Below are 26,170 nucleotides of genomic sequence, written 5' to 3'. Positions count from 1 at the left end.
GTCTTCGATGACACGAGGGGTAACGTCATGCTGGCAACGAGCGATGCAAGCCATGTGCAGCTGGGTCGAAAGCCAAGCCGCCGCAAACCGGCAAGCGGCGTGAAGGCGGCCGCGCCGCTTGCGCCCAGCGGTGCGCTGTCGCACGTTCGCGTGCTGGACCTCTCGCGCGTGCTCGCGGGCCCGTGGGCAACCCAGTTGCTGGGTGACCTCGGGGCTGAGGTGATCAAGATCGAACGCCCCGGCAATGGTGATGACACCCGCGCGTATGGCCCGCCGTGGGTCAAGTGCCCCGAGGGCACCGACACCGACGTCTCGGCCTACTACCTGAGTGCCAACCGCAACAAGGAGTCCGTCACCATCGACTTCACCCGCCCGGCAGGGCAGGCACTGGTGCGGGATCTTGCCGCGCAGTCCGATGTGCTGGTCGAAAACTTCAAGGTTGGCACGCTGGCGCGATACGGGCTGGACTACGCCACACTGGCGGCAATCAATCCCCGCCTGATCTATTGCTCGATCACCGGCTTCGGGCAGGATGGGCCATACGCCGAGCGCAGCGGGTATGACTTCCTGATCCAGGGCATGGGGGGCCTGATGAGCATTACCGGCGCGCCCGATGGCACACCCGCCAAGGCCGGCGTTGCGCTGGTCGACGTCATGACCGGCCTGTACGCAAGCAATGCAATCCTCGCCGCGCTTGCCTGGCGAGAACGCAGCGGGGAAGGGCAATACATCGATCTTGGCATGCTGGATGTGCAGGTCGCCGCGCTCGCCAATCAGGCGCTCAACTACCTTACCAGCGGCAAGACGCCGGCGCGGCTTGGCAACGCCCATCCGAACATCGTCCCCTACGATGCTTGCCCCACCGCCGATGGGCACATGATCCTTGCCGTGGGTAACGACGCGCAGTTCGCACGCTTTTGCATCGAGGCGGGAACCGACTGGGTGGCCGACCCCCGCTTCGGTACGAACGCTGCACGCGTCAAGCACCGTGGCATATTGATACCGCTTGTGCATGAACTTACCCGCACGCGCACCACTGCAGAATGGATCGCCGCGCTTGAAGCGGCATCGGTGCCTTGTGGTCCGATCAATGACATCGGCAAGGTGTTTCAAGACCCGCAGGTGTGCCATCGCGGCATGAAGATCGAGATGGCCCATCCTGCATCAGGAAAGGTATCGCTGGTTGCGAGCCCGATACGCATGTCCCGCACGCCGCCGACCTACCGCAAGGCGCCGCCCGGTCTGGGGGCTGATACGCAGGAACTGCTCGGCCGCCTGCTTGGCAAACAGGCTGATGCTCTGGCCGAACTATCGCGCGACGGGGTGATCTGAGCCGCGATACTCCCCGCCGGGCTTGGGGGCCGCGCGCTGAATCGACCCCGCCATGCAGGCCGGCAATAGTCGCCTGAAGAATCTTCAAATCCGCCTGGGCTGTGGCGCTGTGCTTGGGGTGAGCTTGTTTGCTTGGCGTGAACGCGCGCGGCGCATCTGGCAAACAAAAACGCCCCGCACCTTACGGGGCGGGGCGTTTTGATGCTGCGGTGAAGTGACTCAGGCGGTGACGCCCTTGGCAACTTCCTGGTACTCGGCGATCTGGTCGAAGTTCATGTACTTGTAGATCTTGCTGCCGTCCGCGTTGATCACGCCCATGTCGGTGGCGTACTCGGCAACGGTCGGGATGCGGCCGAGCTTGGACGCAATCGCCGCCAGCTCCGCCGAGGCCAGATACACGTTGGTGTTCTTGCCCAGGCGGTTGGGGAAGTTGCGGGTTGAGGTGGAGACCACCGTCGCACCCTCACGCACCTGTGCCTGGTTGCCCATGCACAGTGAGCAGCCCGGCATTTCGGTGCGTGCGCCGGCGGTGCCGAAAACGCCGTAGTGGCCTTCCTTGGTTAGCTCGGCGGCGTCCATCTTGGTCGGCGGTGCAATCCACAGCTTCACCGGGATGTCACGCTTGCCTTCCAGTAGCTTGGATGCGGCACGGAAGTGGCCGATGTTGGTCATGCAAGAGCCGATGAACACTTCGTCGATCTTGGCGCCGGCCACTTCGGAGAGCAGCTTCGCATCGTCCGGGTCGTTCGGGCAGCACAGCACCGGCTCGGTCAGCTCGTTCAGGTCGATCTCGATTACGGCGGCGTATTCGGCATCGTTGTCGGCTTCAAGCAGGCTCGGATTGGCGAGCCAGGCTTCGACCTTTTCAATGCGCCGCGCCAGCGTGCGGGCGTCCTGGTAGCCGTCGGCGATCATGTTCTTCATCAGCACGATGTTGCTGTTGAGGTACTCGATGATCGGTTCCTTGTTCAGTTTGACTGTGCAGCCGGCAGCCGAACGTTCGGCCGACGCGTCAGAGAGTTCAAACGCTTGCTCGACCTTCAGATCGGGCAGACCTTCGATCTCCAGGATGCGGCCGGAGAACACGTTCTTCTTGCCCGCCTTGGCAACGGTCAGCAGGCCCGCCTTGATTGCGTACAGCGGAATCGCGTGCACCAGATCGCGCAGGGTGATGCCCGGCTGCATCGTGCCCTTGAAGCGCACCAGTACCGATTCCGGCATGTCCAGCGGCATCACGCCGGTGGCAGCACCGAAGGCCACGAGTCCGGAGCCAGCCGGGAAGGAGATGCCGATCGGGAAGCGGGTGTGCGAGTCGCCGCCGGTGCCCACGGTATCAGGCAGCAGCAGGCGGTTGAGCCAGCTGTGGATCACGCCGTCACCCGGGCGCAGCGAAACGCCGCCGCGGCTGCTGATGAAGGCGGGCAGTTCGCGATGGGTTTTTACGTCCACCGGCTTGGGGTAGGCCGCGGTATGGCAGAAGGACTGCATCACCAGGTCCGCAGAGAAACCGAGGCAGGCGAGGTCCTTCAGCTCGTCGCGGGTCATCGGGCCGGTGGTGTCCTGCGAGCCGACGGTGGTCATCTTCGGTTCGCAGTATGTGCCGGGGCGCACGCCCTGGCCTTCCGGCAGGCCAACCGCGCGGCCAACCATCTTTTGCGCCAACGTGAAGCCCGCCTTGGTCTCGGCCGGGGCCTTCGGCAGACGGAACAGCGTCGAGGCGCCAAGGCCGAGGAACTCGCGTGCCTTGCCGGTCAGGGAGCGGCCGATGATCAGGTTGATACGGCCGCCGGCGCGCACTTCGTCGAACAGCACATCGGACTTGAGCTTGAACTCGGCTACCGTCTCGCCGTTCTTCAGGATCTTGCCGTCGTACGGCAGGATGTCGACCACGTCGCCCATCTCGAGCTTGGTGACGTCGACTTCGATTGGCAGCGAGCCGGAGTCTTCCTGCGTGTTGAAGAAGATCGGGGCGATCTTGCCGCCGAGGGTGACGCCGCCGAAGCGCTTGTTCGGCACAAACGGGATGTCCTGGCCGGTGGCCCAGATCACCGAGTTGGTGGCGGATTTGCGCGACGAGCCGGTGCCGACCACATCGCCCACATAGGCGACCAGATGGCCCTTCTTCTTCAGGTCTTCAATGAACTGCATCGGCCCGCGTTTGCCGTCTTCCTCCGGCTTGAACGCTGCGCCTTCGCGGGTGTTCTTGAGCATCGCGAGGTAGTGCAGCGGGATGTCGGGGCGGCTCCAGGCGTCCGGCGCCGGTGACAGATCGTCGGTGTTGGTTTCGCCCGGCACCTTGAACACGGTGACGGTGATCTTCTTCTCGACTTCCGGGCGGGTAGTGAACCACTCGGCATCGGCCCAGCTCTGGATCACTTCCTTGGCCTTGGCGTTGCCGGCCTTCGCCTTCTCGGCGACGTCGTGGAAGAAGTCGAACATCAGCAGTGTCTTCTTAAGGCCCTCGGCGGCCACCGCGGCGACTTCCGCATCGTCTAGCAGATCAATCAGCGGTTTGACGTTGTAGCCACCGACCATGGTGCCGAGCAGCTCGGTCGCTTTGGCCTTGGAGATCAGCCCGACCTGGATGTCGCCGTGTGCGACGGCGGCAAGGAAGCTCGCCTTGACCTTCGCGGCGTCATCCACGCCGGGCGGTACGCGGTGGGTGATCAGATCGACCAGGAAGGATTCTTCGCCCGCCGGCGGGTTCTTGATGAGTTCGATCAAGTCGGCCGTTTGCTTGGCATCCAGCGCAAGCGGCGGGATTCCTAGGGCGGCGCGTTCTGCAGCGTGTTGGCGGTAGGCTTCTAGCACGGTGTTGTCCTCCGGGTTGCGATCAGATTGGCGTGAGCCAAGCGTTCAATTGGGTTTGGGGGTGAAGAAACGGAGCTCGGCCTCGGTGGGCAGCGTCATTCCGGTAGACCGGGCGCGCACGAGCAAATTCCAGTAGTGGCGGAACGAGCCGCGATCATGCAGCCGGGCGCCGACACGGATCGGCCCCCAGTCGGCGTCCTGTGCAGCACAAACTATGCCGGCGGCTTCGGTCACTTCGTCGGCGGCGGGGCGCATGCCTTGCAGGATCGGTTCGATCTGCGCCGGGTGAATGCTCCACATGCGCAGGTAGCCAAAATCATTGCGGGCGCGCCGCGCATCGTCGAAGGCGACGGTGGCGTCGTCCAGCACGGTGGTGACGTTATGCGTGGGTATCACGCCGTGGGCGATTGCGGCAGCCACGACTTCGCACTTGGCGCGAATCACCATCGGGTGCTGAAACTGACCGGGCGAGCGCATCGCGCTGCCGGGGATGGCGCCGTGGTGTTCAGAGACGAAATCCATCAAGCCGAAATCGAGCGATTCGATGCCGGGCAGGGCAGCGATTTGCCAGGCCTGGCGCAGCGCGCCGTGGGTTTCGACCAGCGCATGCAGCGGAATCTCACGCTTGAGGCCGAGCCGCGATTCCATATTGCGCAGGGCGGCGAGCGCGGTTTCGATATCCGCTGCGCCGCGTGCCTTGGGTACGGTGAGGAATGCAATCCGGTCTGCCGCGCGGCCGAGAATGATCTCAAGGTCGTCGTGCCAACTTGGATGGGTGACATCGTGGATGCGGGCGCCGATGCGGCCGTGGCGGTTGTCGTTGCTGGCGATCAGGCTGCCGCAGAGTTCGGCATGGGCGCGTTCTGCGCCGGCCGGTGCGCCGTCTTCGCAATCGAGCGTGATGTCGAAAACAGGACCAAGTTGCTGCTGCAAGGCGATTGCCTTGCGCATGTTCTTTTCTGTGCCGCAGTAGTGATCGACTGCGGGGATCGCCGGTAGCGGGCGGCTACCGGCGAAGAGCACGGCATCGGGATGCAGGAGCGCGCCCGCGCGATCGCCGCCTGGCGACCGGTCCGCCGCAGCGCCGCGGTGGAGCTCGGGGCGAGCATTGTTCATGGGCCCGATGCCGTCCGCGTTAGGCCAGCAGGTCAGCCACGCCGGCACGCTCTTCTTCGAGTTCCTTGAGCGTGAAGTTCATGCGGTCACGTGAGAACTCGTCGATCTCAAGACCTTGCACGATCTTGTATTCGCCGTTCGCGGTGGTGACCGGGAAGCCGTAGATGATGCCTTCCGGGATGCCGTAGGAGCCATCGGACGGAATGCCCATGGTGACCCATTCGCCATTCGAGCCCAGCACCCAGTCGCGGATGTGGTCGATTGCGGCGTTCGCAGCCGATGCGGCGGACGACAGCCCGCGCGCTTCGATGATGGCGGCGCCGCGCTTGCCGACGGTGGGCAGGAAGGTGTCGCGGTTCCAGGCCTCGTCGTTGATCAGGTCCTTGACCTTGTCGCCGTTCGAGGTGACATAGCGGTAGTCGGCGTACATCGTCGGCGAGTGATTGCCCCAGACCACCAGGCTTTTGAGGCTGGACACATCACGGCCGGATTTGGCGGCCAGCTGCGAGAGCGCACGGTTGTGGTCCAGACGCAGCATGGCGGTGAAGTTGCCCGGCTTGACGCGGCCGAACTTGGTGGCGGTTGCCTTGGCGATGTAAGCGTTGGTATTGCAGGGGTTGCCTACCACCAGCACCTTGACGTTCGGGTCGGCATACTGGCCGATGGCTGCGCCCTGAACGGTGAAGATCTTGGCGTTCTCGGTCAGCAGATCCTTGCGCTCCATGCCCGGGCCACGCGGGCGGGCGCCCACCAGCAGTGCAACCTGTGTGTCCTTGAAGGCAACGGCCGGGTCGTCGGTGGCGATCATGCCCGCGAGCAGCGGGAAGGCGCAGTCCTCCAGTTCCATCATCACGCCCTTGACGGCCTTCTGTGCCTGCGGCAGGTCCAGCAGTTGCAGGATGACCGGCTGATCCTTGCCGAGCATCTCGCCCGACGCGATGCGGAACAGCAGGCTGTAACCGATCTGACCGGCGGCACCGGTGACGGTGACGCGAACGGGAGTTTTGGCCATGTGTGACTCCTTTATCTATGCTGGAGAGCGCGGACCTGCGCGCGAACGAAATAGGGCGCCGCGGCGCTCGCCGGCGGCAACGTGGCTATCATCGTAGGCCAGAAATCCGAGAGTGTCAAAAGCTAACTAATGTCTTATATAAGACAGGAGATGCATTATAGACACACTCGAAATTCTGTGCTTGAATTCGATCCATGGTGAATCTGCCGCCCACCTTCAGTCCGCTTTACCGTCAGATCAAGAGCCTCATGATTAAGGCGCTTGAGTCGGGAGAGTGGCGACCTAGTCAAGCGATTCCGAGTGAGCAGGAGCTCGCGGTTCGTTTTCAGGTCAGTCAGGGTACTGTCCGCAAGGCGATCGACGAGTTGGCAGCGGACAACCTGCTAGTGCGGCGCCAGGGGAAGGGCACCTTTGTTGCGTCGCATGCGGACCCTCGCGCGTTGTTCCGCTTTCTGCGCCTGACGCCGCTGAATGGCGAAATCGTTGCGCTCAAAAGCGAACCGCTCGATTGCTGGCGTGCGAAGGCTGGGCCTGAAGCTGCGCGCAATCTCGGTATCGAGTTGTCTGCCTCGATCATCATCGTGCGGCGTGTGCTCAAACACGACGACAAGCCGATCGTCGTGGACGAGATCTATCTGCCCGGCGAAGTCTTTACCGGTTTGAATATCGAAATGCTGCGCGACTGGCAGGGCTCGATCTACGGCCTGTTCGAGTCGCGATTCGGCGTGCGGATGCTGCATGCCCGCGAAAAGATCCGCGCCGTATCGGCCGACCGTTCCGTTGCTGAAACGCTTGGCGTGGCCGAGGGAACGCCGTTGCTGTCGGTTGAACGTGTTGCATGTACTTATGGCGACAAACCGGTTGAATGGCGCCGCGGCCTGTACTCGACGGCTGATCACTACTATCTGAACGAATTGAGTTGAGGTCGTTGCCGGCCGGACTGGGTCGGCGGCGGGCGCGAAAAAGCGGGCGTTCGGCGCTCGCGCAAGTGAAAGGTGATGTATGTCTGACACAACACTGAAGAAGCCGCGGCCCAAGCATCTGGATCTGAAGACGATCCGTTTGCCGCTGCCGGGTTTTGTTTCGATCCTGCATCGCGTCAGCGGCGTTGGATTGTTCTTGATGATGCCGGTCTTGCTCTGGCTGTTTGGTGCAAGTGTCGGCGGCCCGGAGGCCGTGGCGCAGGCCAAGTCGGTACTCGGCAATCCGCTGGTCAAGCTGGTGCTGTTCGGGCTGCTCTGGGCTTATTTGCATCATTTCTGTGCCGGCATCCGTTTCCTGATGCTCGATATCCACAAGGGGCTCGATCTGCCCACGGCGCGCAAGACGGCCGGCGCGGTACTGGTGGTGAGCCTGACGTTGACGCTGCTGATCGGCGCCAAGATCTTCCTGGGATAAAGCCATGCAAAACCGAATCGTCGTTGGCGCCCACTACGGCCTGCGTGACTGGATTGCCCAGCGCGTGACCGCCACCGTGATGGCGCTCTATACCGTGATCTTTGTCGTCAGCCTGTTCTGCATGCCGGAATTCTCGGCGGACGCTTGGCGTGCCATGTTCAGCAGCGGCTTCATGCGTTTTGCCACCTTCCTGTTCTGGCTCGCGCTCTTCTTCCATGCGTGGGTTGGCATTCGCGACGTGTTGATGGACTACATCAAGCCGGTGGGCTTGCGCCTCGCGCTGCACTCGGTCGTTGCGTTCCTGCTGATCGGCTATGCCGGCTGGGCAGCCCAAATTCTCTGGAGGCTGTAAGTGAAAGTCGCTAAGCGTACGTTTGATGCGGTGATTGTTGGCGCAGGTGGCGCCGGCATGCGTGCCGCGATCCAGCTCTCCGAAGCTGGCCTCAAGACGGCGGTGCTGTCCAAGGTGTTCCCGACCCGCTCGCACACGGTGGCGGCGCAGGGTGGGGTATCGGCATCCCTGGGTAACTCTGAGCCGGATCACTGGCACTGGCATATGTACGACACCGTGAAGGGGTCGGACTGGCTGGGCGACCAGGACGCGATCGAGTTCATGTGCCGCAAGGCGCCGGAAGTGGTGGTCGAGCTTGAACACTACGGCATGCCCTTTGATCGTACCGATGAGGGCAAGATCTATCAGCGCCCCTTCGGCGGCCACATGTCGAACTTTGGCGACAAGCCGGTGCGCCGCGCTTGCGCTGCGGCTGACCGCACTGGCCACGCGATGCTGCATGCGCTGTATCAGCGCAACGTGCGCGCGAACACCCAGTTCTTCGTTGAATGGATGGCGCTCGACCTGCTGCGCGCGCCGGATGGCCGTGTGTTGGGTGTCATCGCGATGGAAATGGAAACCTCGGAGATCGTGGTTTTCCAGGCCAAGGCTACCTTGTTCGCAACCGGTGGCGCGGGGCGCATCTTCGCTTCGTCCACCAACGCCTTCATCAATACCGGTGATGGCCTGGGCATGGCGGCACGTGCTGGCATTCCGCTTGAAGACATGGAGTTCTGGCAGTTCCACCCGACTGGCGTGGCCGGCGCGGGCGTGCTGATTACCGAAGGCGTGCGTGGCGAAGGCGGCATCCTGCGTAATGCGTCGGGCGAGCGCTTCATGGAGCGCTATGCGCCGAACGCGAAGGACCTTGCCTCGCGTGACGTTGTTTCCCGTGCAATGGTCACCGAGATCAATGAAGGTCGTGGTTGTGGCCCGAACAAGGATCATGTGCTGCTGGACATCACGCACCTTGATCCGGACGTCATCAACAAGCGCCTGCCCGGCATCCGCGAGATCTCGATCCAGTTCGCCAACGTCGATCCGATCCGCGCGCCGATCCCGGTGGTGCCGACGTGCCACTACCAGATGGGGGGCATCCCCACCAACTATCGCGGCGAAGTGGTCGTTGATGGCGGTGTGGTGCCCGGCTTCTACGCGGCGGGCGAGTGTGCCTGCGCATCGGTGCACGGCGCCAATCGCCTGGGGACGAACTCGCTGCTCGATTTGCTGGTGTTCGGCAAGAGCTCGGGCGAAACGATGGTCGATTTCATCAAGGGCGAAGGTGCTGCGCTGCAAGAGATTCCGCAGGATCAGATCGACCGCGCCGTGGCACGTGTTGAACGGCTTGATTCGCAGAAGGGCGGCAGCGACGTGCACGACGTGCGTGCCCTGATGCAGCAGACGATGCAGAAGCACTGCGGTGTGTTCCGTTTCAAGGACATGCTTGCGGCAGGCGTCGAGAAGATTCTTGAAGTCGAAAAACTGGTGCAGAAAACCGAGATCAAGGACAAGTCCAAGGTCTTCAACACCGCGCGAATTGAAGCGCTGGAGCTTGAGAACCTGATCGAAGTGGCCAAGGCGACGATGATCTCGGCGAACAACCGCACCGAATCGCGCGGCGCGCATGTGCGCGACGATGCGGTCGACTCGCCGGAGACGCCGGATGGCCGTGATGATGCGAACTGGCTCAAGCACACGCTGTGGCATCGCGACGCCAATCGCATTGACTACAAGCCGGTGGTGATGAAGCCGCTGACCGTCGACACCATCGCGCTCAAGAAGCGCGCGTACTGATCTGCCATCGGAGGAACCACGCGTGGCAAACCGTACTATGAAGTTCCAGATCTACCGTTACGACCCGGACAAAGATGCCGCGCCGTACATGCAGGACGTGTCGATCGAAGTCGACGCGACCGATCGCAAGTTGCTCGATGTGCTGGTCAAGCTCAAGGCCAAGGATGATTCGATCTCGTTCCGCCGCTCATGCCGTGAAGGCGTATGCGGTTCGGATGCGATGAACATCAACGGCAAGAACGGCCTTGCTTGCCTGACCGACATCGCCTCGCTCAAAGAACCGGTTCAGTTGCGTCCGCTGCCCGGTTTGCCGGTGATCCGCGACCTGATCGTGGATATGACCCAGTTCTTCAAGCAGTACCACTCGATCAAGCCTTACGTCATCAACAACGACCCGGCGCCCGAACGTGAGCGCCTGCAGTCGCCTGAAGATCGCGAGGAGCTCAACGGGCTCTACGAGTGCATCCTGTGCGCAAGCTGCTCCACGTCGTGTCCGTCGTTCTGGTGGAACCCGGACAAGTTCGTGGGCCCGGCAGGCTTGCTGGCGGCCTACCGCTTCATTGCCGACACCCGCGATCAGGCTACCAACGAACGGCTCGATAACCTTGAAGACCCGTATCGCCTGTTCCGTTGCCATACCATCATGAACTGCGTTGATGTTTGTCCGAAGAATCTGAACCCGACGCGCGCGATCGGCAAGATCAAGGACATGATGGTTCGTCGTGCGGTCTGAACCAGTGACGAGCGCGCTGAAAGAACGAGTCAAGTGGCGCAGCCGCAGAGGCTTGCTGGAACTCGACATTTTTTTCACGCGATACTACGAAAAGAGTCTGGATGCCCTGAGCGATGCCGAGCTGGAAACCTTGCTCGACATGCTCACCACGGACGATATCGTTCTGTGGAGCTGGGTAAGCGGCCGGGAAGCGTGCCCGGTCGAGGAATGGAAGCACTTGATCGCCGGGATACGTCAGAGCTGACGGAAACGGCCTGCCACGGTTTTTTGCAATCCACAGGTACTGAAGGGACGAACTATGACGACTCCGCGCACCGCAACGCTGACCATCGATGGAAAGACCGTCGAGTTTCCGATCATGTCTGGCGTTCATGGGCCAGATGTCATCGACATTCGGAAGCTGTACGGCTCGACCGGCGACTTCACCTTCGACCCAGGTTTCCTGTCGACTGCAAGTTGCCAATCGAAGATCACCTTCATCGACGGCGACAAGGGGGAGCTGCTCTATCGCGGTTATCCGATCGAACAGCTGGCTGAGAAGTGCGACTTCCTTGAAACCGCGTTCCTGTTGCGTGAAGGCGAGCTGCCGACCGTCAAGCAGAAGGAATCCTTCGTCAAATCGATTCAGCGCCACACGATGGTGCATGAGCAGCTGACGCGCTTCTACCAGGGCTTCCGCCGTGATGCTCACCCGATGGCGGTGTGTGTGGGGGTGGTTGGCGCGCTGTCCGCCTTCTATCACGACGCGCAGGATTTCTCGGATCAGGAGCACCGCACGGTGTCCTTTCACCGCATCGTCGCCAAGATGCCGACTATCGTCGCGATGGCCTACAAGTACTCGGTTGGCGAGCCGTTCATGTACCCGCGCAACGACCTCGACTACACCGAAAACTTCATGCACATGATGTTCGGTACGCCGTGCGAGAAGTACGTGCCGAACCCGGTGCTGGCCAAGGCGCTTGACCGCATCCTGATCCTGCATGCCGATCACGAACAGAACGCCTCGACCTCCACCGTGCGTCTGGCCGGCTCTTCGGGTGCCAACCCGTTTGCGTGCATCTCGGCCGGTATTGCCTGCCTGTGGGGCCCGGCGCACGGCGGCGCGAACGAGGCGTGCCTGAACATGCTCGAAGAAATCGGCGATGTCTCGCGTGTGGGTGAATACATCAAGCGTGCGAAGGACAAGAACGATTCCTTCAAGCTGATGGGCTTTGGCCATCGCGTCTACAAGAACTACGACCCGCGCGCCAAGCTGATGCGCGAGACCTGTCACGAAGTGCTGCATGAACTGGGCTTGCACGACAGCAAGCTCTTCAAGCTGGCGATGGAGCTTGAGCGCATTGCGCTGGAAGATCCGTACTTCGTCGAGAAGAAGCTTTACCCGAACGTCGATTTCTACTCCGGCATCGTTCAGAGTGCGCTGGGAATCCCGACTTCGATGTTCACCTGCATTTTCGCCCTGGCACGTACCGTTGGCTGGATGAGCCAATGGGAGGAAATGCTCACCGACGCCGACTACAAGATTGGCCGTCCGCGCCAACTGTATGTTGGGGCGGCACGGCGCGACGTCACCCCGATCGCGCTCCGTTAAGTTGGCAACAGGCACGTCGCAACAGCGTTTGACCGCGGGACGGGTTGGCAATCTGGGGGGAGAGCCTCCCCGTCCCGTTTTTTCCGGTGTGAGTGGCTTCCGCCGGATCGCTGAGCGGCGTGTTTTTTTTACCCGCAGAGAGACAGGTGGCTCCAATGATGAGACAGTTTTTGGGCAACTCCTACCTGTTCGGGAGCAATGCGCCGTTCATCGAGGAACTCTACGAGTCCTACCTCGATAACCCGGCCAGTGTTTCCGAGCAGTGGCGAGATTACTTCGATGCCCTGCAGAACATGCCGGGCGCAGCCGCACGCGACGTCGCCCACGCGCCGGTGATCGCCTCATTCGCCCAGATGGCGAAGCAGAACAAGCTTGCAAATTCGGCGGTCGGCATTGCCGACAAGCGTCAGATCGGCGTGCTGCAGATGATCAACGCTTACCGCTTCCTCGGTAACCGTTGGGCACAGATCGATCCGCTCAAGCGTCAGGAGCGTCCGCAGATCGCGGAGCTGGAGCCGTCCTTCTACGGGTTCACCGAAGCTGATCTGAGCCAGCAGTTCAACACCGGATCATTCCACTTCCCCGGTGGGCAGCAGGCAACGCTGCGCGAAATCCTCGAATCGGTGCGCGAAACCTACTGCAGCACCATTGCCACCGAATACATGTACCTCTCGGACATCGGCCAGAAGCGCTGGATCCAGAGCAAGCTCGAACCGAATCGCGGCCGTGCCAACTTCACGGTTGAGCAGAAGAAGCGGATTCTCGAACGCATGACGGCTGCCGAGACGCTTGAGAAATATCTGCACACCCGTTACGTCGGCCAGAAGCGTTTCTCGCTCGAAGGCGGTGAATCGGCCATCGTCGCTATGGACACGATCATCAACCACGCCGGCTCTGCCGGTGTTCAGGAGATCGTTATCGGCATGGCCCACCGTGGCCGCCTCAACGTGCTGGTGAACACGCTGGGCAAGCAGCCGGCGATGCTGTTCTCGGAGTTCGAGGGCAAGCACGCGGCCGATCTGTCGGCCGGCGATGTGAAGTACCACATGGGTTTCTCGTCCGACGTCAGCACGCCGGGCGGCCCGGTGCACCTGACCCTGGCCTTCAACCCTTCACACCTTGAGATCGTCAATCCGGTGGTCGAGGGCTCGGTCTATGCGCGCCAGCAGCGCCGCACCGAAGCAGAAAAGCTCTTCGCAATGCCGGTGCTGATCCACGGCGACGCCGCGGTGGCGGGGCAGGGCGTAAACCAGGAAATGCTGAACTTCTCGCAGACGCGGGGGTTCGGCACCGGTGGCACGATCCACATCGTCATCAACAACCAGATCGGTTTCACGACCTCCGATCCGCGCGATCTGCGCTCCTCCCTCTACTGCACCGACGTGTTCAAGATGGTCGAAGCGCCGATCTTCCACGTCAACGGCGACGACCCCGAAGCGGTGGCCATGGTGTGCCAGATCGCGGTGGAGTTCCGCCAGACCTTCAAGAAGGATGTCGTCGTCGACATCGTCTGTTATCGCAAGCTTGGCCACAACGAGCAAGACGAGCCGATGGTCACGCAGCCTCTGATGTACAAGAAGGTCAACGCACATCCGGGTTCGCGCAAACTGTACGCGGATCGCCTTGTCGGTCTGGGGGTTTGCAGTCCGGCTGAGCCGGACGGCATGATTACCGAGTACCGCGCCGCGCTCGACCGCGGTGAGCTGCTCTACAACCCGGTGCTTTCCGGCTACACCCGCAAATTCGCACAAGACTGGTCGCCCTTCCTGAAGAAGGAATACACCGACGACTGCGATACCTCGGTGCCGATTGCTGAACTGCGTCGCCTCTCGCAGCGCCTGACGGCCGTGCCGAGCACGATCACGCTGCAGTCGCGTGTCGCCAAGATCATCGAAGATCGCGTTGCAATGGGCGAAGGGAAGATCCCCCTCGACTGGGGCATGGGCGAGAACCTCGCTTACGCGTCCCTGGTTGCCGAAGGTTTCGGGGTGCGCCTCTCCGGCCAGGATGCAGGCCGCGGCACCTTCTTCCACCGTCACGCGGTGTTGCACGACCAGAACCGCGAAGTGTGGGACGCCGGCATCTATACGCCGCTGCACCATATCCAGGAAAACCAGGCGCCCTTCACCGTGATCGACTCGGTGCTGTCGGAAAACGCGGTGCTCGCTTTCGAGTACGGTTTTGCCACCGCCGAACCAAACCACCTGGTGGTGTGGGAAGGCCAGTTCGGCGACTTCGCCAATGGTGCGCAGGTCGTGGTCGACCAGTTCATCAGCTCCGGCGAGGCAAAGTGGGGCCGCTTGTCAGGCATCACGATGCTGCTGCCGCATGGCTACGAGGGGCAGGGGCCAGAGCACTCTTCGGCACGCCTTGAGCGCTACATGCAGTTGTGCGCCGAGAACAACTGGCAGGTCTGTGTGCCGACAACGCCATCGCAGATCTTCCATCTGCTGCGCCGCCAGATGGTGCGCAAACTGCGCAAGCCCCTGGTTGTGATGACACCCAAGTCGCTGCTGCGGCACAAGGATGCGGTCTCGACGCTGGAAGAACTGGCAGAAGGCCAGTTCCGCACGGTGATCGGCGAGGTCGATCCGCTTGAGGCCGATCAGGTGACGCGTGTCGTACTGTGCTCGGGCAAGATCTACTACGAGCTGCTCGCCGAGCGCCGTGCCAAGGGCATCAAGGATACGGCGCTGGTGCGTATCGAACAGTTGTATCCCTTCCCGAATGAGGCTTTCGCTGAGGAGCTGGCGAAGTTCCCGCAAGCGAAGGAAGTCGTGTGGTGTCAGGAGGAGCCGCGCAACCAGGGTGCCTGGTACTGGGTTGTTTCCCGTCAGCACCTTGCGCGTTCGCTGGGCAAGAACCACCACCTCCACCTCGTCAGCCGCCCGGCCTCGGCTTCGCCGGCGGTCGGTTACTACGCCAAGCATCAGGTGCAGCAGAAGGCCGTGATCGAAGGCGCATTCGGCGAACTGAATCAGGACGTCGCTCCGAGCCGCTGAGCTCGCGCGTCTGAACGAACAAAGAGGGAAACACAAAATGCTGATCGAAGTAAAAGTCCCGCAGCTCTCCGAATCGGTGTCTGAAGCGACGCTGGTGAGCTGGCACAAGAAAGAGGGCGAAGCGGTTGCCCGCGATGAAAACCTGATCGACATCGAGACCGACAAGGTGGTGCTCGAAACCCCGGCGCCGGCCGCCGGCGTGCTGGTCAAGATCGTGCTGGGCAATGGATCGAGCGTCGCCAGCGGCGACATCATTGCGCATATCGACACCGAGGCAACGGCTGGCGCATCGGCGCCGGTGGCCACTGCGCCGGTTGCCGCCGCGGCCGCTCCTGCCGCGCAGGCGGCGCCCGGCATGGGCCCGGCTGCCCGCAAGATCCTTGCGGAAAAAGGGGTCGATCCCGCATCGGTCCAAGGCACCGGCCCTGGCGGGCGCGTGACGAAGTCCGATGCAATGGGTTCGGCAACCCATACGGTCACCAAGGCACCGGCTGCACCGGCCAGCCTGCCGGCTGTTGGCGCCACGGCATCGGCACTGCCGCAGCCGCCAATGCCGGTGGCGGTTGAAGCCGTTCTGGCAGACCGACCCGAGCAGCGCGTGCCGATGAGCCGTCTGCGCGCACGCGTGGCCGAGCGCCTGCTGCAATCGCAAGCCACCAACGCCATCCTGACCACGTTCAACGAGGTCAACATGGCGCCGGTGATGGAAATGCGCAAGAAATACCAGGAGAAGTTCGAGAAGGAGCACGGCGTCAAGCTCGGCTTCATGTCCTTCTTCGTCAAAGCCGCCGTGGCGGCACTGAAGAAGTACCCGGTGCTCAACGCCTCGGTCGACGGCAGTGACATTGTCTATCACGGCTATTTCGACATTGGTATCGCGGTGGGCTCGCCGCGTGGCCTGGTGGTGCCGATCCTGCGCAACGCAGATCAGATGACCCTGGCGGACATCGAGAAGAAGATCGCCGAGTTCGGTGCCAAGGCGCGCGATGGCAAGCTCTCGCTTGAAGAGCTGACCGGCGGCACGTTCTCGATCTCGAACGGCGGCATCTTCGGCTCGATGCTTTCAACGCCGATCATCAACCCGCCGCAGTCCGCAATTCTCGGCATCCACGCCACGAAGGATCGCCCGGTGGTCGAGAATGGTCAGGTTGTGATTCGCCCGATCAACTATCTTGCGATGTCGTACGATCACCGGATCATTGACGGCCGTGAGGCAGTGCTGGGTCTTGTCACCATGAAGGACGCACTGGAGGATCCGGCACGTCTGCTGCTGGAAATCTAACCGGAGACACCCTATGTCCGTTGCCGATGAAATCGCGAAGCTGCACCAACTCAAGGAGTCTGGTGCCTTGTCCGAGGACGAGTTTGGTGCTGCAAAGGCGCGCCTTCTGCGCGAACCATCGGCGGCGGGCACGTCCGTCAGTTCCGCGGCGATCAACGGCTTGCGCCGCTCGCGCGATGATCGTTGGCTTGGTGGCGTGTGTGGTGGCATCGCCCGCATGACCGGCGTGGAATCCTGGATCTGGCGGCTGCTGTGGGTGTTGATGGCCCTCTTTGGCGGGGTGGGCGTGCTGGCCTACCTCCTCTGCTGGATATTCGTACCCGACGAGAACGCCGGGTAATCAAGATCGGAGCGCTCAATGGCTCAAGAATTCGATGTACTGGTGATCGGCGGCGGTCCTGCCGGCTATGTGGCGGCAATCCGCGCGGCGCAACTGGGGCTGAAGACGGCCTGCTGCGAATCCAATCCGTATGCCGATCCCAAGGGTGAACCGCGCCTTGGTGGTACCTGCCTGAACGTTGGCTGCGTGCCGTCGAAGGCGCTGCTGCATTCGTCCGAACTCTATGATCACGCAACGCATGCCTTCGTGATGCATGGGATCAAGGTTGAGGGCGTGTCGATCGACGTTCCCTCGATGATCCGCCGCAAGGACAACATCGTCACGCAACTCACCCAGGGCATCAAAGGCCTGTTCAAGAAGTACAAGGTCACCTTCCTGCCGGGTCACGGCAGTTTTGTGGCGGATGCGGGGGGCATGTGGAAGATGAAGGTTGGCGAGGCCGATGTCATCGCCAAGCATGTCGTCGTCGCCACCGGTTCGCGCGCGCGGCACTTGCCGGGTGTGCCGGTCGACAATGTTCACATCGTCGACAACGAAGGCGCCCTCAAGACCGAGGCAGTGCCCAAGCGCTTGGGCGTGATTGGCGCAGGTGTGATCGGCCTGGAAATGGGCAGCGTGTGGAAGCGGCTTGGTTCCGAGGTCACCATTCTTGAAGCGGCGCCGGATTTCCTTGCCGCTGCGGACCATGCAGTGGCCAAGGAGGCTTGGAAGATCTTCACCAACAAACAGGGCTTGAAGATCCATCTGGGCGTGCACATCAAGGAAGTGGTCACCAGCGCGTCGGGCGTCGCCATCAAGTACGAGAACGACGAGGGCGACCAGATCCTCGAATGCGACAAGCTGGTGGTGGCGGTCGGCCGCACGCCGAACACCGATGGCCTGAACGCCGCGGCGGTCGGCTTGAAGCTCGACGAGCGTGGTCGCATCGATGTCGATAACCATTGCTCGGCCAACCTGCGCAATGTCTGGGCGGTGGGCGATGCGGTGCGCGGCCCGATGCTGGCCCACAAGGGTATGGAAGAGGGGGTCATGGTGGCCGAGTGCATCGCCGGTCAGGCGGGGCACTGCAACTACGACGCGATTCCCTGGGTCATCTACACGCAGCCGGAAATCGCGTGGGTCGGTCGCACCGAGCAGGAACTCAAGGGCGCCGGCATCCCCTTCAAGGCGGGGCAGATTCCGTTCATGGCGAACGGTCGTGCGCTTGGCCAGGGCGATACCACCGGCTTCGTCAAGATCCTTGCACATGCCGAAACCGACCAGATCCTCGGCGCGCACATCATTGGCACCAACGCCTCGGAGTTGATCGCCGAGGCGGTTGTGGCAATGGAGTTCGGTGCTTCTTCTGAAGACATGGCGCGGATTTGCCACGCACACCCAACCTTGTCTGAAGTCATGCACGAAGCCGCATTGGCGGTGGGTAAGCGTTCGCTGCACTTCTAAAGCCGGGCAACCAAACGGCCGTTCACAGGTCTATCGACCCTGAACGGCCGTTTTCATTTTCTCTCTGTAACTCATGCCGCACCGCACCCTGAACGTACCGGAGTTTGGCGTCCGCGATTCCTACGAAACCTTGCTCAAGGCACGGGGTTACAAGGCGGACGTCGCGCAGCGCAATGCCATTGCGCGCCTGCAAGCGCTCTACACCGATCTGCTGACTTTCAAGTCGGTGCGTCGAACCCGTATCCGCAAGATGCTCTTCAATCCGCATCCCCCCCGGAGTGTCTACCTTTGGGGCGGCGTCGGGCGGGGCAAGAGCTTCATCATGGACTGCTTCTTCGATGCCGTGCCGTACCAGCGCAAGCGCCGCGTGCACTTTCATGCCTTCATGCGCGAGGTCCACGAGTCACTGCGCAGCCTCAAGGACGAACCGGACCCGCTATTGCGCGTGGCTGAGCGCATTGCCCGGCAAACCCGTTTGCTGTGCTTTGACGAGTTCCACGTATCGGATATCGCTGATGCGATGATGCTTGGCCGGCTGCTTGATGCCTTGTTCGAGCGCGGCCTGGTCTTCGTCATGACATCGAATTACCCGCCCGATGGCTTGTACCCCAACGGTCTCCAACGCCAGAATTTCCTGCCGACGATTGACCTGATCAAACGCCGCTTTGATGTGCTGGAGGTGGATCACGGTACCGACTACCGTTTGCGGGCGCTGGAACGAATGAACATCTACATCGTGCCCGCCGGGCCAGAGGCAGACCAGCAACTGGCAGACGAATTCAAGCAAATTGCGGGCGCCAAGGGCCTCGCCGGGCAGATTGCGTTGCTTGATCGCGCGATCCCGGCCGTCCGCCTGCATGACGGCGCAATCTGGTTCGATTTTGCGACCCTTTGCGGTGGCCCACGCTCACAGAACGACTACCTTGAACTGGCGCGGCGTTACCACACGCTGTTCCTTTCCGATGTTCCGGTGATGACGCGGGAACAGGGTAACGAGGCACGGCGCTTTACCTGGCTCGTCGACGTGCTGTACGACTGCCGCGTCAAGCTGATCATCAGTGCCGCCGCGGATGCCTACGATCTCTATCGCGAGGGGCCGAACGCGCAGGAATTTCCGCGAACCGTATCGCGCTTGATCGAAATGCGCTCGCGCGACTATCTCATGGAGCGCCATCGCCCGGTCTAGGGCGGGCGCGGGCGTGGCCGGCCGGTCAGCGTGCTAAGATCGCCGACCACCGCCGCCGCCGTTCCATGAAAGAACTTTCCTCGTATTTCGCCGATGACGGCGCGCTTGCCCAGCGCATTGCCGGCTATCGCCCCCGCCCGCAGCAGTTCGAGATGGCCCAGGCCATTGCAGAGGCCATCAAGGGCAACCGGGTATTGGTTGCCGAGGCGGGTACGGGCACCGGCAAGACCTTCGCCTATCTTGTGCCCGCGCTGCTGTCGGGCGGCAAGGTCATCGTATCCACTGGAACGAAGACCCTGCAGGACCAGCTCTTTCATCGCGATCTGCCGGCAGTGCGCGACGCTCTCCGCGTACCGGTCAGCGTTGCCCTGCTCAAGGGGCGGGCGAATTATCTATGCCACTACCACCTTGAGCGTGCACAGCGTGAGGGGCGCTTCGCAACGCGCGACGATGCGCTGCATTTGCCCAAGATCGTTCGCTGGGCCAAGCACACGGCAAGTGGTGACAAGGCCGAATGCGCTGACGTGTCGGAGGACGCGGGGGTGTGGCAGCAAGTCACTTCCTCGCGTGACAACTGCCTCGGGCAGGATTGTCCGAACGTGAAGGACTGTTTCGTGCTCGCTGCGCGCCGCGCCGCGCAGGAGGCCGAGGTGGTCGTCGTCAATCACCACCTGTTCTTCGCTGATGTGATGTTGAAGGACACCGGGCTCGCAGAGTTGCTGCCGGCCTGCAATACCGTCATCTTCGACGAAGCCCACCAACTCCCCGAAACCGCGAGTCTGTTCTTTGGCGAGAGCATTTCAACCGGGCAGCTGCTTGATCTGGCGCGCGACACGCGTAACGAGGCTATCGCCAGTGCCAAGGATTTCATGCCGCTGCAAGATGCAACGCGCTCGCTGGAGAAAGCGGCACGAGACCTGCGCCTGAGCTTTTCTGGTGACAACCAGCGTCTTGGCTGGAATCAGCTGAGTTCATTGAAAGGGCTGGATCCTGCGCTTGACGCGGTTGAAAACGAAATCGCCGACTTCGCCGCGCTGCTTGAGACTCAGGCCAAACGCTCGGAGGGGCTCGAACGTTGCTGGCAGAGAACCAGTGAAATGGTCGAGCGGCTGCAGCGCTGGCGCATGCCGCCGGGGCCGGAGATCGTCCGCTGGGCCGAGGTCTACAGTCAGTCCGCCGCGCTGAACGCCACGCCGCTTCATGTCGCAGGCCTGTTCCGCAAGCAGCTGGAAGGCACCGCCCGCTCATGGATTTTCACATCGGCGACGCTGGCCGTAGGGCGCGATTTCCGCCACTACTGCGAAGAGCTTGGCCTCGACGCACTGGAGCCGCCGCCCAGCACCGCCGTCTGGGGAAGCCCCTTCGACTACGCGACGCAGGCCTTGCTCTACGCCCCGGAGGGGATGCCGGATCCGAACAGCCCGAGCTATGTCGAAGCCGTTGTCGATGCTGCCATGCCTGCAATTCGTGCTGCGCAGGGGCGCACCTTCGTGTTATGCACCTCGCTGCGCGCGATGCAGCGCATCAACGAGTTGCTGCAGGGGCGTTTTGAACGTGAGGCCCTCGACTTCCCGCTGCTGATGCAGGGGCAGGGCTCGCGCAGCGAACTGCTGGAGCGTTTTCGCAAGCTTGGTAACGCAGTGCTGGTTGCGAGTCAGAGTTTCTGGGAAGGGGTCGATGTGCCAGGCGATGCCTTGTCGCTGGTGGTGATCGACAAGCTCCCGTTTGCGCCGCCGGATGATCCGGTGCTGGCCGCACGTATCGAGTGGATGCGCGGCGAGGGGCGTAACCCCTTCATGGATTATCAGCTCCCGCGTTCGGTGATCAACGTCAAGCAAGGCGCCGGACGCCTGATTCGTAGCGAGCGTGATCGTGGTGTGCTGATGATCTGCGACCCCCGCATGATCGAGAAACCCTACGGGCGGCGTGTCTGGCAGAGCCTGCCTCCGATGACACGCACCCGCCGATCGGACGATGCGGTGGCCTTCCTTGAAGCACTGCCGCCACCGGCGTCCAGCGTTTGAAGGGCTTGTGCTACGCGCAAAACAAAAACGGCCCTTGCGGGCCGTTTTCATTGAAGCTGACTGCTAATTACTGGATCTTCGCGGTCTTCTTCAGCTCATTGATCTGCTTTTCAATGGCTTGCTGCTGCAGGCGCTGCTGAATGTTGCCCTTGACCTGATCGTACGGGGGCGGGGTTGCGTCACGCACATCTTCGAGCATGATGACGTGGTAGCCGAAGTCGGTCTTGACCGGTTCGGTGGTGTACTTGCCCTTTTCAAGCTTGGTCAATGCATCGCCAAACGGCTTCACATATGCGTCAGGCGAATTCCAGCCCAGTTCACCGCCGCTGTCCTTTGAGCCGGTGTCCTTGCTGGCCTTGGCCAGGTCCGCAAACTTGGCACCGCCCTTGAGCTTGGTGATGATGGCCTTGGCTTCGTCTTCCTTCTCAACCAGCACGTGACGGGCCTTATATTCCTTCTTCGAGGCCTTGGCCACCAGTTCGTTGTAGGCCTTCTTCACTTCAGCATCCGGAATCGGATTCGCCTTGACCCAGTCTTCCAGGTAGGCGCCCACCAGGGCCGAGCGCTGCATCATCTGCATCGCGGTCTGGAAACGGGGCGACTTGTCGATACCCTTCTTGCGCGCTTCCTGCGCAATGATTTCACGGCGGATCAGTTCTTCACGCACTGCGGCGCGAACTTCAGCATTGTCTGGTGCGCCGCGCTGAGCTTGCTCCTGCATGAAGAGGTCAGCTTGAGCCTGCGGGATGGCGACGCCGTTAACGGTGGCAACCACGCCCGGCTTGGCCGCTGCGGCCGCCTTGTCCTGCGCAACCGAGACAGCCGAAATGGCAACAGCGACAAGACCGACGATCAGTCGGCTGAGATTAGCTTTCATGGGGTTCCTCTGGTTTGGTAATGCGTCGGGGTAACTCGGATTCGAGTGGGGTTTGCGCGTCGATGGCGAGCGCGTGAATTCGGTGCGGAATCAGATCGCCGAGCAGTGCGTACACTTCGCGGTGACGCGCCAGCCGCGATTGACCATCGAACGCGGCGGACGTAATGCGCAGCTTGAAGTGGCCGCCGCCTGCGGCAGCGCCGGCGTGCCCAGCGTGTTTCGCGCTGTCATCGCGCAGGTCGATCGCAAGCGGTTGCAGCGCCTGCAGGCGTTCGCGGATTTCGTCGATCAATGCTGTCATCAGGGCAGGGTGCGCTTGAAGGGGCGCACCGATGTGCGCACAAATACGCCGTCAGTCACGTAAGGGTCGGCGTCCATCCACGCTTGGGCGTCAGCCTGGCTGGGAAACTCGGCCACGATCAGGCTGCCAAGGAAACCAGCAGGGCCAGGATCAGGACTATCGATCGCCGGCATCGGCCCGGCCAGAACCAGCCGGCCTTGATCGGCCAGCACCTGCAGCCGTGCAACATGAGCGGGGCGCACTGCAAGGCGTTTGGCAAGGCTGTCGGGGGCGTCTTCGCCAATCAGGGCATACAGCATTACTTCTTTTCCTCATCCAGGTAGCGGGCAATCATCAGGCTTTGGACGATCATGAACAGAAAGGTTAGCCCCGTCCCGCCGAACATTTTGAAGTTGACCCAGATATCCTCGGAATACTTGTAAGCGATGGCAATGTTCAGCACACCCATGACCGCAAGGAAAACCATCCACGATGAGTTGAGCTTTTGCCAGGCAAGGTCAGGCATCTCCAGTTGCGAGCCGAACACTGCTTTCATCGGGTTCTTGTGCATCACCCATTGGGTGAAGGCCATCGCGAGCGCCATGCCCCAGTAGATGATGGTCGGTTTCCACTTGATGAAGGCCGGATCGTGCAGCCATAGGGTGAGCGAACCGAAGACGACCACCACGACAAAGGTGAACCACATCATTGGTTCGATCTTGCCGCGCGCGAAATAGGCCCAGCCAAGCTGGAGCACGGTTGCAGCGATCGCGACGCCCGTTGCGACATAGATGTCGGCGAACTTGTAGGCGACGAAGAAGAGGACAACCGGAAAGATTTCGAATAGGAGCTTCATATCAGCCGGCCATTATAGCCATGTCGGATTCATGCGTTGTTTACCTGGGAAGCGCTTTGCTGGATCACAAGTTGCGCGGCCAGCCCACCGCCGGCACGCGGCAGCAGGTTGAGCCGCCCGCCATGCGCCCGTGCAACCCGGTCGACGATCGCCAAGCCAAGCCCCGAACCCCTGGCATCGGTGCGAGCGGCTTCGAGGCGGGTGAAGGGCCGCTTGAGGCGTTCGACCTGATCAAGGGGAATGCCCGGCCCGCGATCAAGCACCGCCAGCACAAGCATCCGGTGCTCAATGCTGCAGCCAAGCTCGATGGGCTGCTCGTTGCCGGCGTAGCGCAAGGCGTTGTCGATCAGGTTGGAGAGGGCGCGCCGGATTGCTTTCGGTTTGCCCATGAATCCAATCGCAGCTTGCCCGGCGCTCGCATCGACGACATTGGCGAGGCCGCGCCGCTGGTAGCTTGCAACCAGATCACTGACCATCGCGCGCGCATCGATCTCGACCAGGGCTTCATCTGCGCTGCCCCGCGCAAAATCGAGGAACTGCGCAATGATCTTGTCCATCTCCTCGATGTCGGTCGACATCGCTTCAATGTCGTCCTGGTGCGCGCCGGTCATCTCGATGCCGAGGCGCAGGCGCGCGAGTGGCGTGCGCAGGTCATGCGAAACGCCTGCGAGAATCAAGGCCCGATCCGACTCCAGTTGCGCCAGGTCGTCCGACATCTGGTTGAATGCTCGGCTGACTTCGCTGATCTCGCTTGGCCCTTCTTCAGGAAGCCGCGATACCGGCTCGCCACGCCCGATCTGGCGCGCGGCGCGGCTGATCTGCGCGAGCGGCCCGGCGACGCGCCTGACGATGACGTAGGCACCCAGCATGGCCAGTATGGCCGCTGCAATGCCCCAGCCCAACCATTCCGCCGTTCGAACGCGTTCGAAGCGCTCTCGCGGCAGCATCACCCAGAACAGATCGGCCGGGTCGTCCGGATCGATCTGAAAACTGACCCAGATTCCCTCGACGCCTTCGCGCTTGCCGGCAAAGCGGGTTTCGTCGCCGAGCTGTCGGCGGACTTCCGATTCGATCACCCGTATCGTTGGCGTATCCGGCAGAGGGCCAAGCTCGTCGCCGGGCTCGGCAGGGTAGATGCGAATGCCTTCCTGCACCGAAAGATCGCGTAGCAGCGCAAGGCGCAACAGCGGATCGGCGTTCACCAGCGCCGCGCGTGTCAGGTTCACCACGCTCACCAGCATCTGGCCGAGTTGCCGCGCGCGCGGTTCGGACTCGAAGCGCACGAATAGCTGATACCAAGCGGTGAGCGCCAAGCCGATCAGCAGGGCGATCAGAAAGAAAGTGCGCCACAGCAAACTGCGTGGCGCAAACATGAAGCGGGATGGCACTTAGCTGCTGCGCTGGCCGTCCGGTACGAACACGTAGCCGAAACCCCAGACGGTTTGCAGATAGCGCGGGCGGGAGGCTTCCTCCTCGACCAACTTGCGCAAGCGCGAAATCTGAACGTCGATCGACCGATCAAACGCGTCGTACTCACGCCCGCGAGCGAGCTCCATCAGCTTGTCACGCGACAGCGGTTGACGCGGGTGTTGCAGCAGTACCTTGAGCAGGGCGAACTCACCGGTTGTCAGCGGCATTTCTTCCCCGTCACGGGTCAGCGAGCGGGTGGCGAGGTTGATCATGACGCGGCCGAAACTGACTACTTCTTCGTCGGTGCTTGGCGCGCCAGGCGGCGTGCGTGGCTTGCGCCGCAGCACGGCGTGGATACGGGCGACCAGTTCGCGTGGGTTGAAGGGTTTGGGCAGGTAGTCGTCCGCGCCCATTTCAAGTCCGACGATCCGGTCGACTTCATCGCCCTTGGCCGTCAGCATGATGATTGGCAGTTCGCTGCCGTTGCCGCGCAGGCGGCGGCAGATTGACAGGCCGTCTTCGCCCGGCAGCATCAGATCCAGCACCAGCAAGTCGGCATGTTCGCGCGTCAGCGCGCGATCCATCGCCGGCGCATCGGCGACGGCCTTGACGCCGAAGCCTTGTTCTTCCAGGTAGCGTTCGAGCAGGTTGCGGAGGCGGGCATCGTCGTCGACGATCAGGATGCGATGGCGTTCTTTGTTTTCCATGGCTGCAATCGTAACGGGTCATCCGGTGACCCGCCAGCACGCCACGCGTAAAGGTTCGTTGCGGAAACCACCACATGAAACACCTCGTAACAAGCTAGGGCAGCGCCCAAACATATGATTCGCGCCAAGCGGTGAAGATCTGCCCATCGATCGGGCGACATCGCCGATGTCAGCACAGGGGAATTGAATGAAAACAGTGGTGTTGCTGAATGCGGGGGGCGGGGCCGTGATGGCTGCGCTGCTCGTGTTTGCACATCCGGCCGCTGCGGAGGGGCTTCGCTTCGGCAACGGTATTGAACGGCGTGCAGTTCAGAGTGACTTGCGCGAGGATTTGCGGGGTGAACGTCGTGCTGCGCGGGGCGACGATTTGCGCGGTCGCCAGACCGAAGGCCTGGAAGGCGCGCGCCGCGGTGGGCGGCTCGATGCCCGCTACGACACCGAAACCGTCGGCGGCGCCCGCCGCTTGACTGTCGAAGAGCGGCGGCAGTTGCGCCGCGAACTCCAGGACGCAGCGCGCGACCTCTACGGCCGCTGACTTGCGGCCTTCCATCAGGCATTGATGGCCGTCAATCGGGCGCCCCCACATGGGGCGTAGCTTCTGCCGGGTGAGGGGCCTTGGAAGGGGCCCCGGACCTGCGAGGCGGT

At 62.1% G+C, this 26,170-nt stretch carries 24 protein-coding genes; 14 read left to right on the top strand and 10 right to left on the bottom strand.

Annotated elements, in window-relative coordinates; genetic code table 11:
• Positions 1-27: 27 nt before the first annotated feature.
• A complete protein-coding gene (locus tag OPU71_RS14100) occupies positions 28-1,332 on the top strand; it encodes a CaiB/BaiF CoA transferase family protein (protein ID WP_267728649.1) in 1,305 nt (434 codons plus the stop codon).
• A 219-nt stretch (positions 1,333-1,551) separates the two neighbouring features.
• On the opposite strand, the gene acnB is transcribed toward OPU71_RS14100, so the two are convergent.
• The 3 genes from acnB to OPU71_RS14085 are packed head-to-tail and all read right to left on the bottom strand — an operon-like array spanning position 1,552 to position 6,271.
• On the bottom strand, positions 1,552-4,143 hold the full coding sequence (gene acnB / locus OPU71_RS14095) for a bifunctional aconitate hydratase 2/2-methylisocitrate dehydratase (protein ID WP_267728648.1): 2,592 nt from the start codon (positions 4,141-4,143) through the stop codon (positions 1,552-1,554).
• 45 nt (positions 4,144-4,188) lie between these two features.
• Positions 4,189-5,259, bottom strand: a complete 1,071-nt coding sequence (locus OPU71_RS14090) for an HpcH/HpaI aldolase/citrate lyase family protein (RefSeq protein ID WP_267728647.1) — start codon at positions 5,257-5,259, stop codon at positions 4,189-4,191.
• A 19-nt stretch (positions 5,260-5,278) separates the two neighbouring features.
• Entirely contained in the window at positions 5,279-6,271 is a 993-nt protein-coding gene (locus tag OPU71_RS14085; protein WP_267728646.1) for a malate dehydrogenase, read from the bottom strand.
• 194 nt (positions 6,272-6,465) lie between these two features.
• Between OPU71_RS14085 and OPU71_RS14080 the strand changes: the two genes are divergently transcribed.
• The 13 genes from OPU71_RS14080 to OPU71_RS14020 all read left to right on the top strand — a co-directional run bounded on the left by OPU71_RS14080 (position 6,466) and on the right by OPU71_RS14020 (position 21,395).
• Positions 6,466-7,194: a GntR family transcriptional regulator gene (locus tag OPU71_RS14080; protein WP_267728645.1), complete on the top strand. Its 729-nt coding sequence runs from the start codon at positions 6,466-6,468 to the stop codon at positions 7,192-7,194.
• 79 nt (positions 7,195-7,273) lie between these two features.
• A complete protein-coding gene (gene sdhC / locus OPU71_RS14075) occupies positions 7,274-7,669 on the top strand; it encodes a succinate dehydrogenase, cytochrome b556 subunit (protein ID WP_267728644.1) in 396 nt (131 codons plus the stop codon).
• A gap of 4 nt (positions 7,670-7,673) precedes the next feature.
• Positions 7,674-8,021 carry a succinate dehydrogenase, hydrophobic membrane anchor protein gene (gene sdhD / locus OPU71_RS14070; RefSeq protein ID WP_267728643.1) on the top strand — a complete coding sequence of 116 codons (348 nt, stop codon included), beginning with the start codon at positions 7,674-7,676 and terminating at the stop codon, positions 8,019-8,021.
• Positions 8,022-9,794 carry a succinate dehydrogenase flavoprotein subunit gene (gene sdhA / locus OPU71_RS14065; protein WP_267728642.1) on the top strand — a complete coding sequence of 591 codons (1,773 nt, stop codon included), beginning with the start codon at positions 8,022-8,024 and terminating at the stop codon, positions 9,792-9,794. It abuts the gene before it with no gap.
• 37 nt (positions 9,795-9,831) lie between these two features.
• Positions 9,832-10,527 carry a succinate dehydrogenase iron-sulfur subunit gene (locus OPU71_RS14060; RefSeq protein ID WP_267728682.1) on the top strand — a complete coding sequence of 232 codons (696 nt, stop codon included), beginning with the start codon at positions 9,832-9,834 and terminating at the stop codon, positions 10,525-10,527.
• On the top strand, positions 10,517-10,771 hold the full coding sequence (locus OPU71_RS14055) for a succinate dehydrogenase assembly factor 2 (protein ID WP_324256067.1): 255 nt from the start codon (positions 10,517-10,519) through the stop codon (positions 10,769-10,771). Before OPU71_RS14060 ends, OPU71_RS14055 begins: the two co-directional genes overlap by 11 nt.
• Before the next feature lie 54 nt (positions 10,772-10,825).
• Positions 10,826-12,118, top strand: a complete 1,293-nt coding sequence (gltA, locus tag OPU71_RS14050) for a citrate synthase (RefSeq protein WP_267728640.1) — start codon at positions 10,826-10,828, stop codon at positions 12,116-12,118.
• Positions 12,119-12,273: 155 nt separating this feature from the next.
• Positions 12,274-15,120: a 2-oxoglutarate dehydrogenase E1 component gene (locus tag OPU71_RS14045; RefSeq protein ID WP_267728639.1), complete on the top strand. Its 2,847-nt coding sequence runs from the start codon at positions 12,274-12,276 to the stop codon at positions 15,118-15,120.
• 37 nt (positions 15,121-15,157) lie between these two features.
• On the top strand, positions 15,158-16,402 hold the full coding sequence (gene odhB, locus OPU71_RS14040; RefSeq protein WP_267728638.1) for a 2-oxoglutarate dehydrogenase complex dihydrolipoyllysine-residue succinyltransferase: 1,245 nt from the start codon (positions 15,158-15,160) through the stop codon (positions 16,400-16,402).
• A gap of 13 nt (positions 16,403-16,415) precedes the next feature.
• A complete protein-coding gene (locus OPU71_RS14035; RefSeq protein WP_267728637.1) occupies positions 16,416-16,742 on the top strand; it encodes a PspC domain-containing protein in 327 nt (108 codons plus the stop codon).
• 18 nt (positions 16,743-16,760) lie between these two features.
• Positions 16,761-18,185, top strand: coding sequence for a dihydrolipoyl dehydrogenase (gene lpdA, locus OPU71_RS14030; protein WP_267728636.1), 1,425 nt, complete (start codon positions 16,761-16,763; stop codon positions 18,183-18,185).
• A gap of 73 nt (positions 18,186-18,258) precedes the next feature.
• The gene (gene zapE / locus OPU71_RS14025) at positions 18,259-19,371 is read left to right on the top strand and encodes a cell division protein ZapE (RefSeq protein ID WP_267728635.1); all 1,113 of its coding nucleotides are present in this window, start codon (positions 18,259-18,261) and stop codon (positions 19,369-19,371) included.
• A 65-nt stretch (positions 19,372-19,436) separates the two neighbouring features.
• The gene (locus OPU71_RS14020; protein WP_267728634.1) at positions 19,437-21,395 is read left to right on the top strand and encodes an ATP-dependent DNA helicase; all 1,959 of its coding nucleotides are present in this window, start codon (positions 19,437-19,439) and stop codon (positions 21,393-21,395) included.
• Positions 21,396-21,462: 67 nt separating this feature from the next.
• Here the strand turns inward: OPU71_RS14020 and OPU71_RS14015 are convergent, their stop codons facing one another.
• The 7 genes from OPU71_RS14015 to OPU71_RS13985 form a co-directional block, all read right to left on the bottom strand.
• Positions 21,463-22,272: a peptidylprolyl isomerase gene (locus OPU71_RS14015; RefSeq protein WP_267728633.1), complete on the bottom strand. Its 810-nt coding sequence runs from the start codon at positions 22,270-22,272 to the stop codon at positions 21,463-21,465.
• Entirely contained in the window at positions 22,262-22,573 is a 312-nt protein-coding gene (locus tag OPU71_RS14010; protein ID WP_267728632.1) for a BolA family protein, read from the bottom strand. The genes OPU71_RS14015 and OPU71_RS14010 overlap by 11 nt, the downstream gene beginning before the upstream one ends.
• Entirely contained in the window at positions 22,573-22,872 is a 300-nt protein-coding gene (locus OPU71_RS14005; protein ID WP_267728631.1) for a YciI family protein, read from the bottom strand. Before OPU71_RS14005 ends, OPU71_RS14010 begins: the two co-directional genes overlap by 1 nt.
• On the bottom strand, positions 22,872-23,408 hold the full coding sequence (locus tag OPU71_RS14000) for a septation protein A (protein WP_267728630.1): 537 nt from the start codon (positions 23,406-23,408) through the stop codon (positions 22,872-22,874). The genes OPU71_RS14005 and OPU71_RS14000 overlap by 1 nt, the downstream gene beginning before the upstream one ends.
• A gap of 29 nt (positions 23,409-23,437) precedes the next feature.
• Positions 23,438-24,796: an ATP-binding protein gene (locus tag OPU71_RS13995; RefSeq protein WP_267728629.1), complete on the bottom strand. Its 1,359-nt coding sequence runs from the start codon at positions 24,794-24,796 to the stop codon at positions 23,438-23,440.
• Positions 24,797-25,525 (bottom strand): two-component system response regulator OmpR, encoded by a 729-nt coding sequence (gene ompR, locus OPU71_RS13990; protein ID WP_267728628.1) that lies wholly within the window; start codon positions 25,523-25,525, stop codon positions 24,797-24,799. It lies immediately after the preceding gene.
• Between the two features lie 169 nt (positions 25,526-25,694).
• Complete coding sequence (locus OPU71_RS13985) at positions 25,695-26,075, bottom strand: hypothetical protein (protein WP_267728627.1); 381 nt, start codon at positions 26,073-26,075, stop codon at positions 25,695-25,697.
• Positions 26,076-26,170 lie beyond the last annotated feature (95 nt).

Origin of the sequence: Niveibacterium sp. 24ML, assembly GCF_026586805.1 — a bacterium.
In the GTDB taxonomy this organism is placed as follows: Bacteria; Pseudomonadota; Gammaproteobacteria; order Burkholderiales; family Rhodocyclaceae; genus Niveibacterium.
The sequence above is the reverse complement of the archived record's forward strand: the minus strand, read 5'-3'. Positions and strand labels throughout refer to the sequence as shown.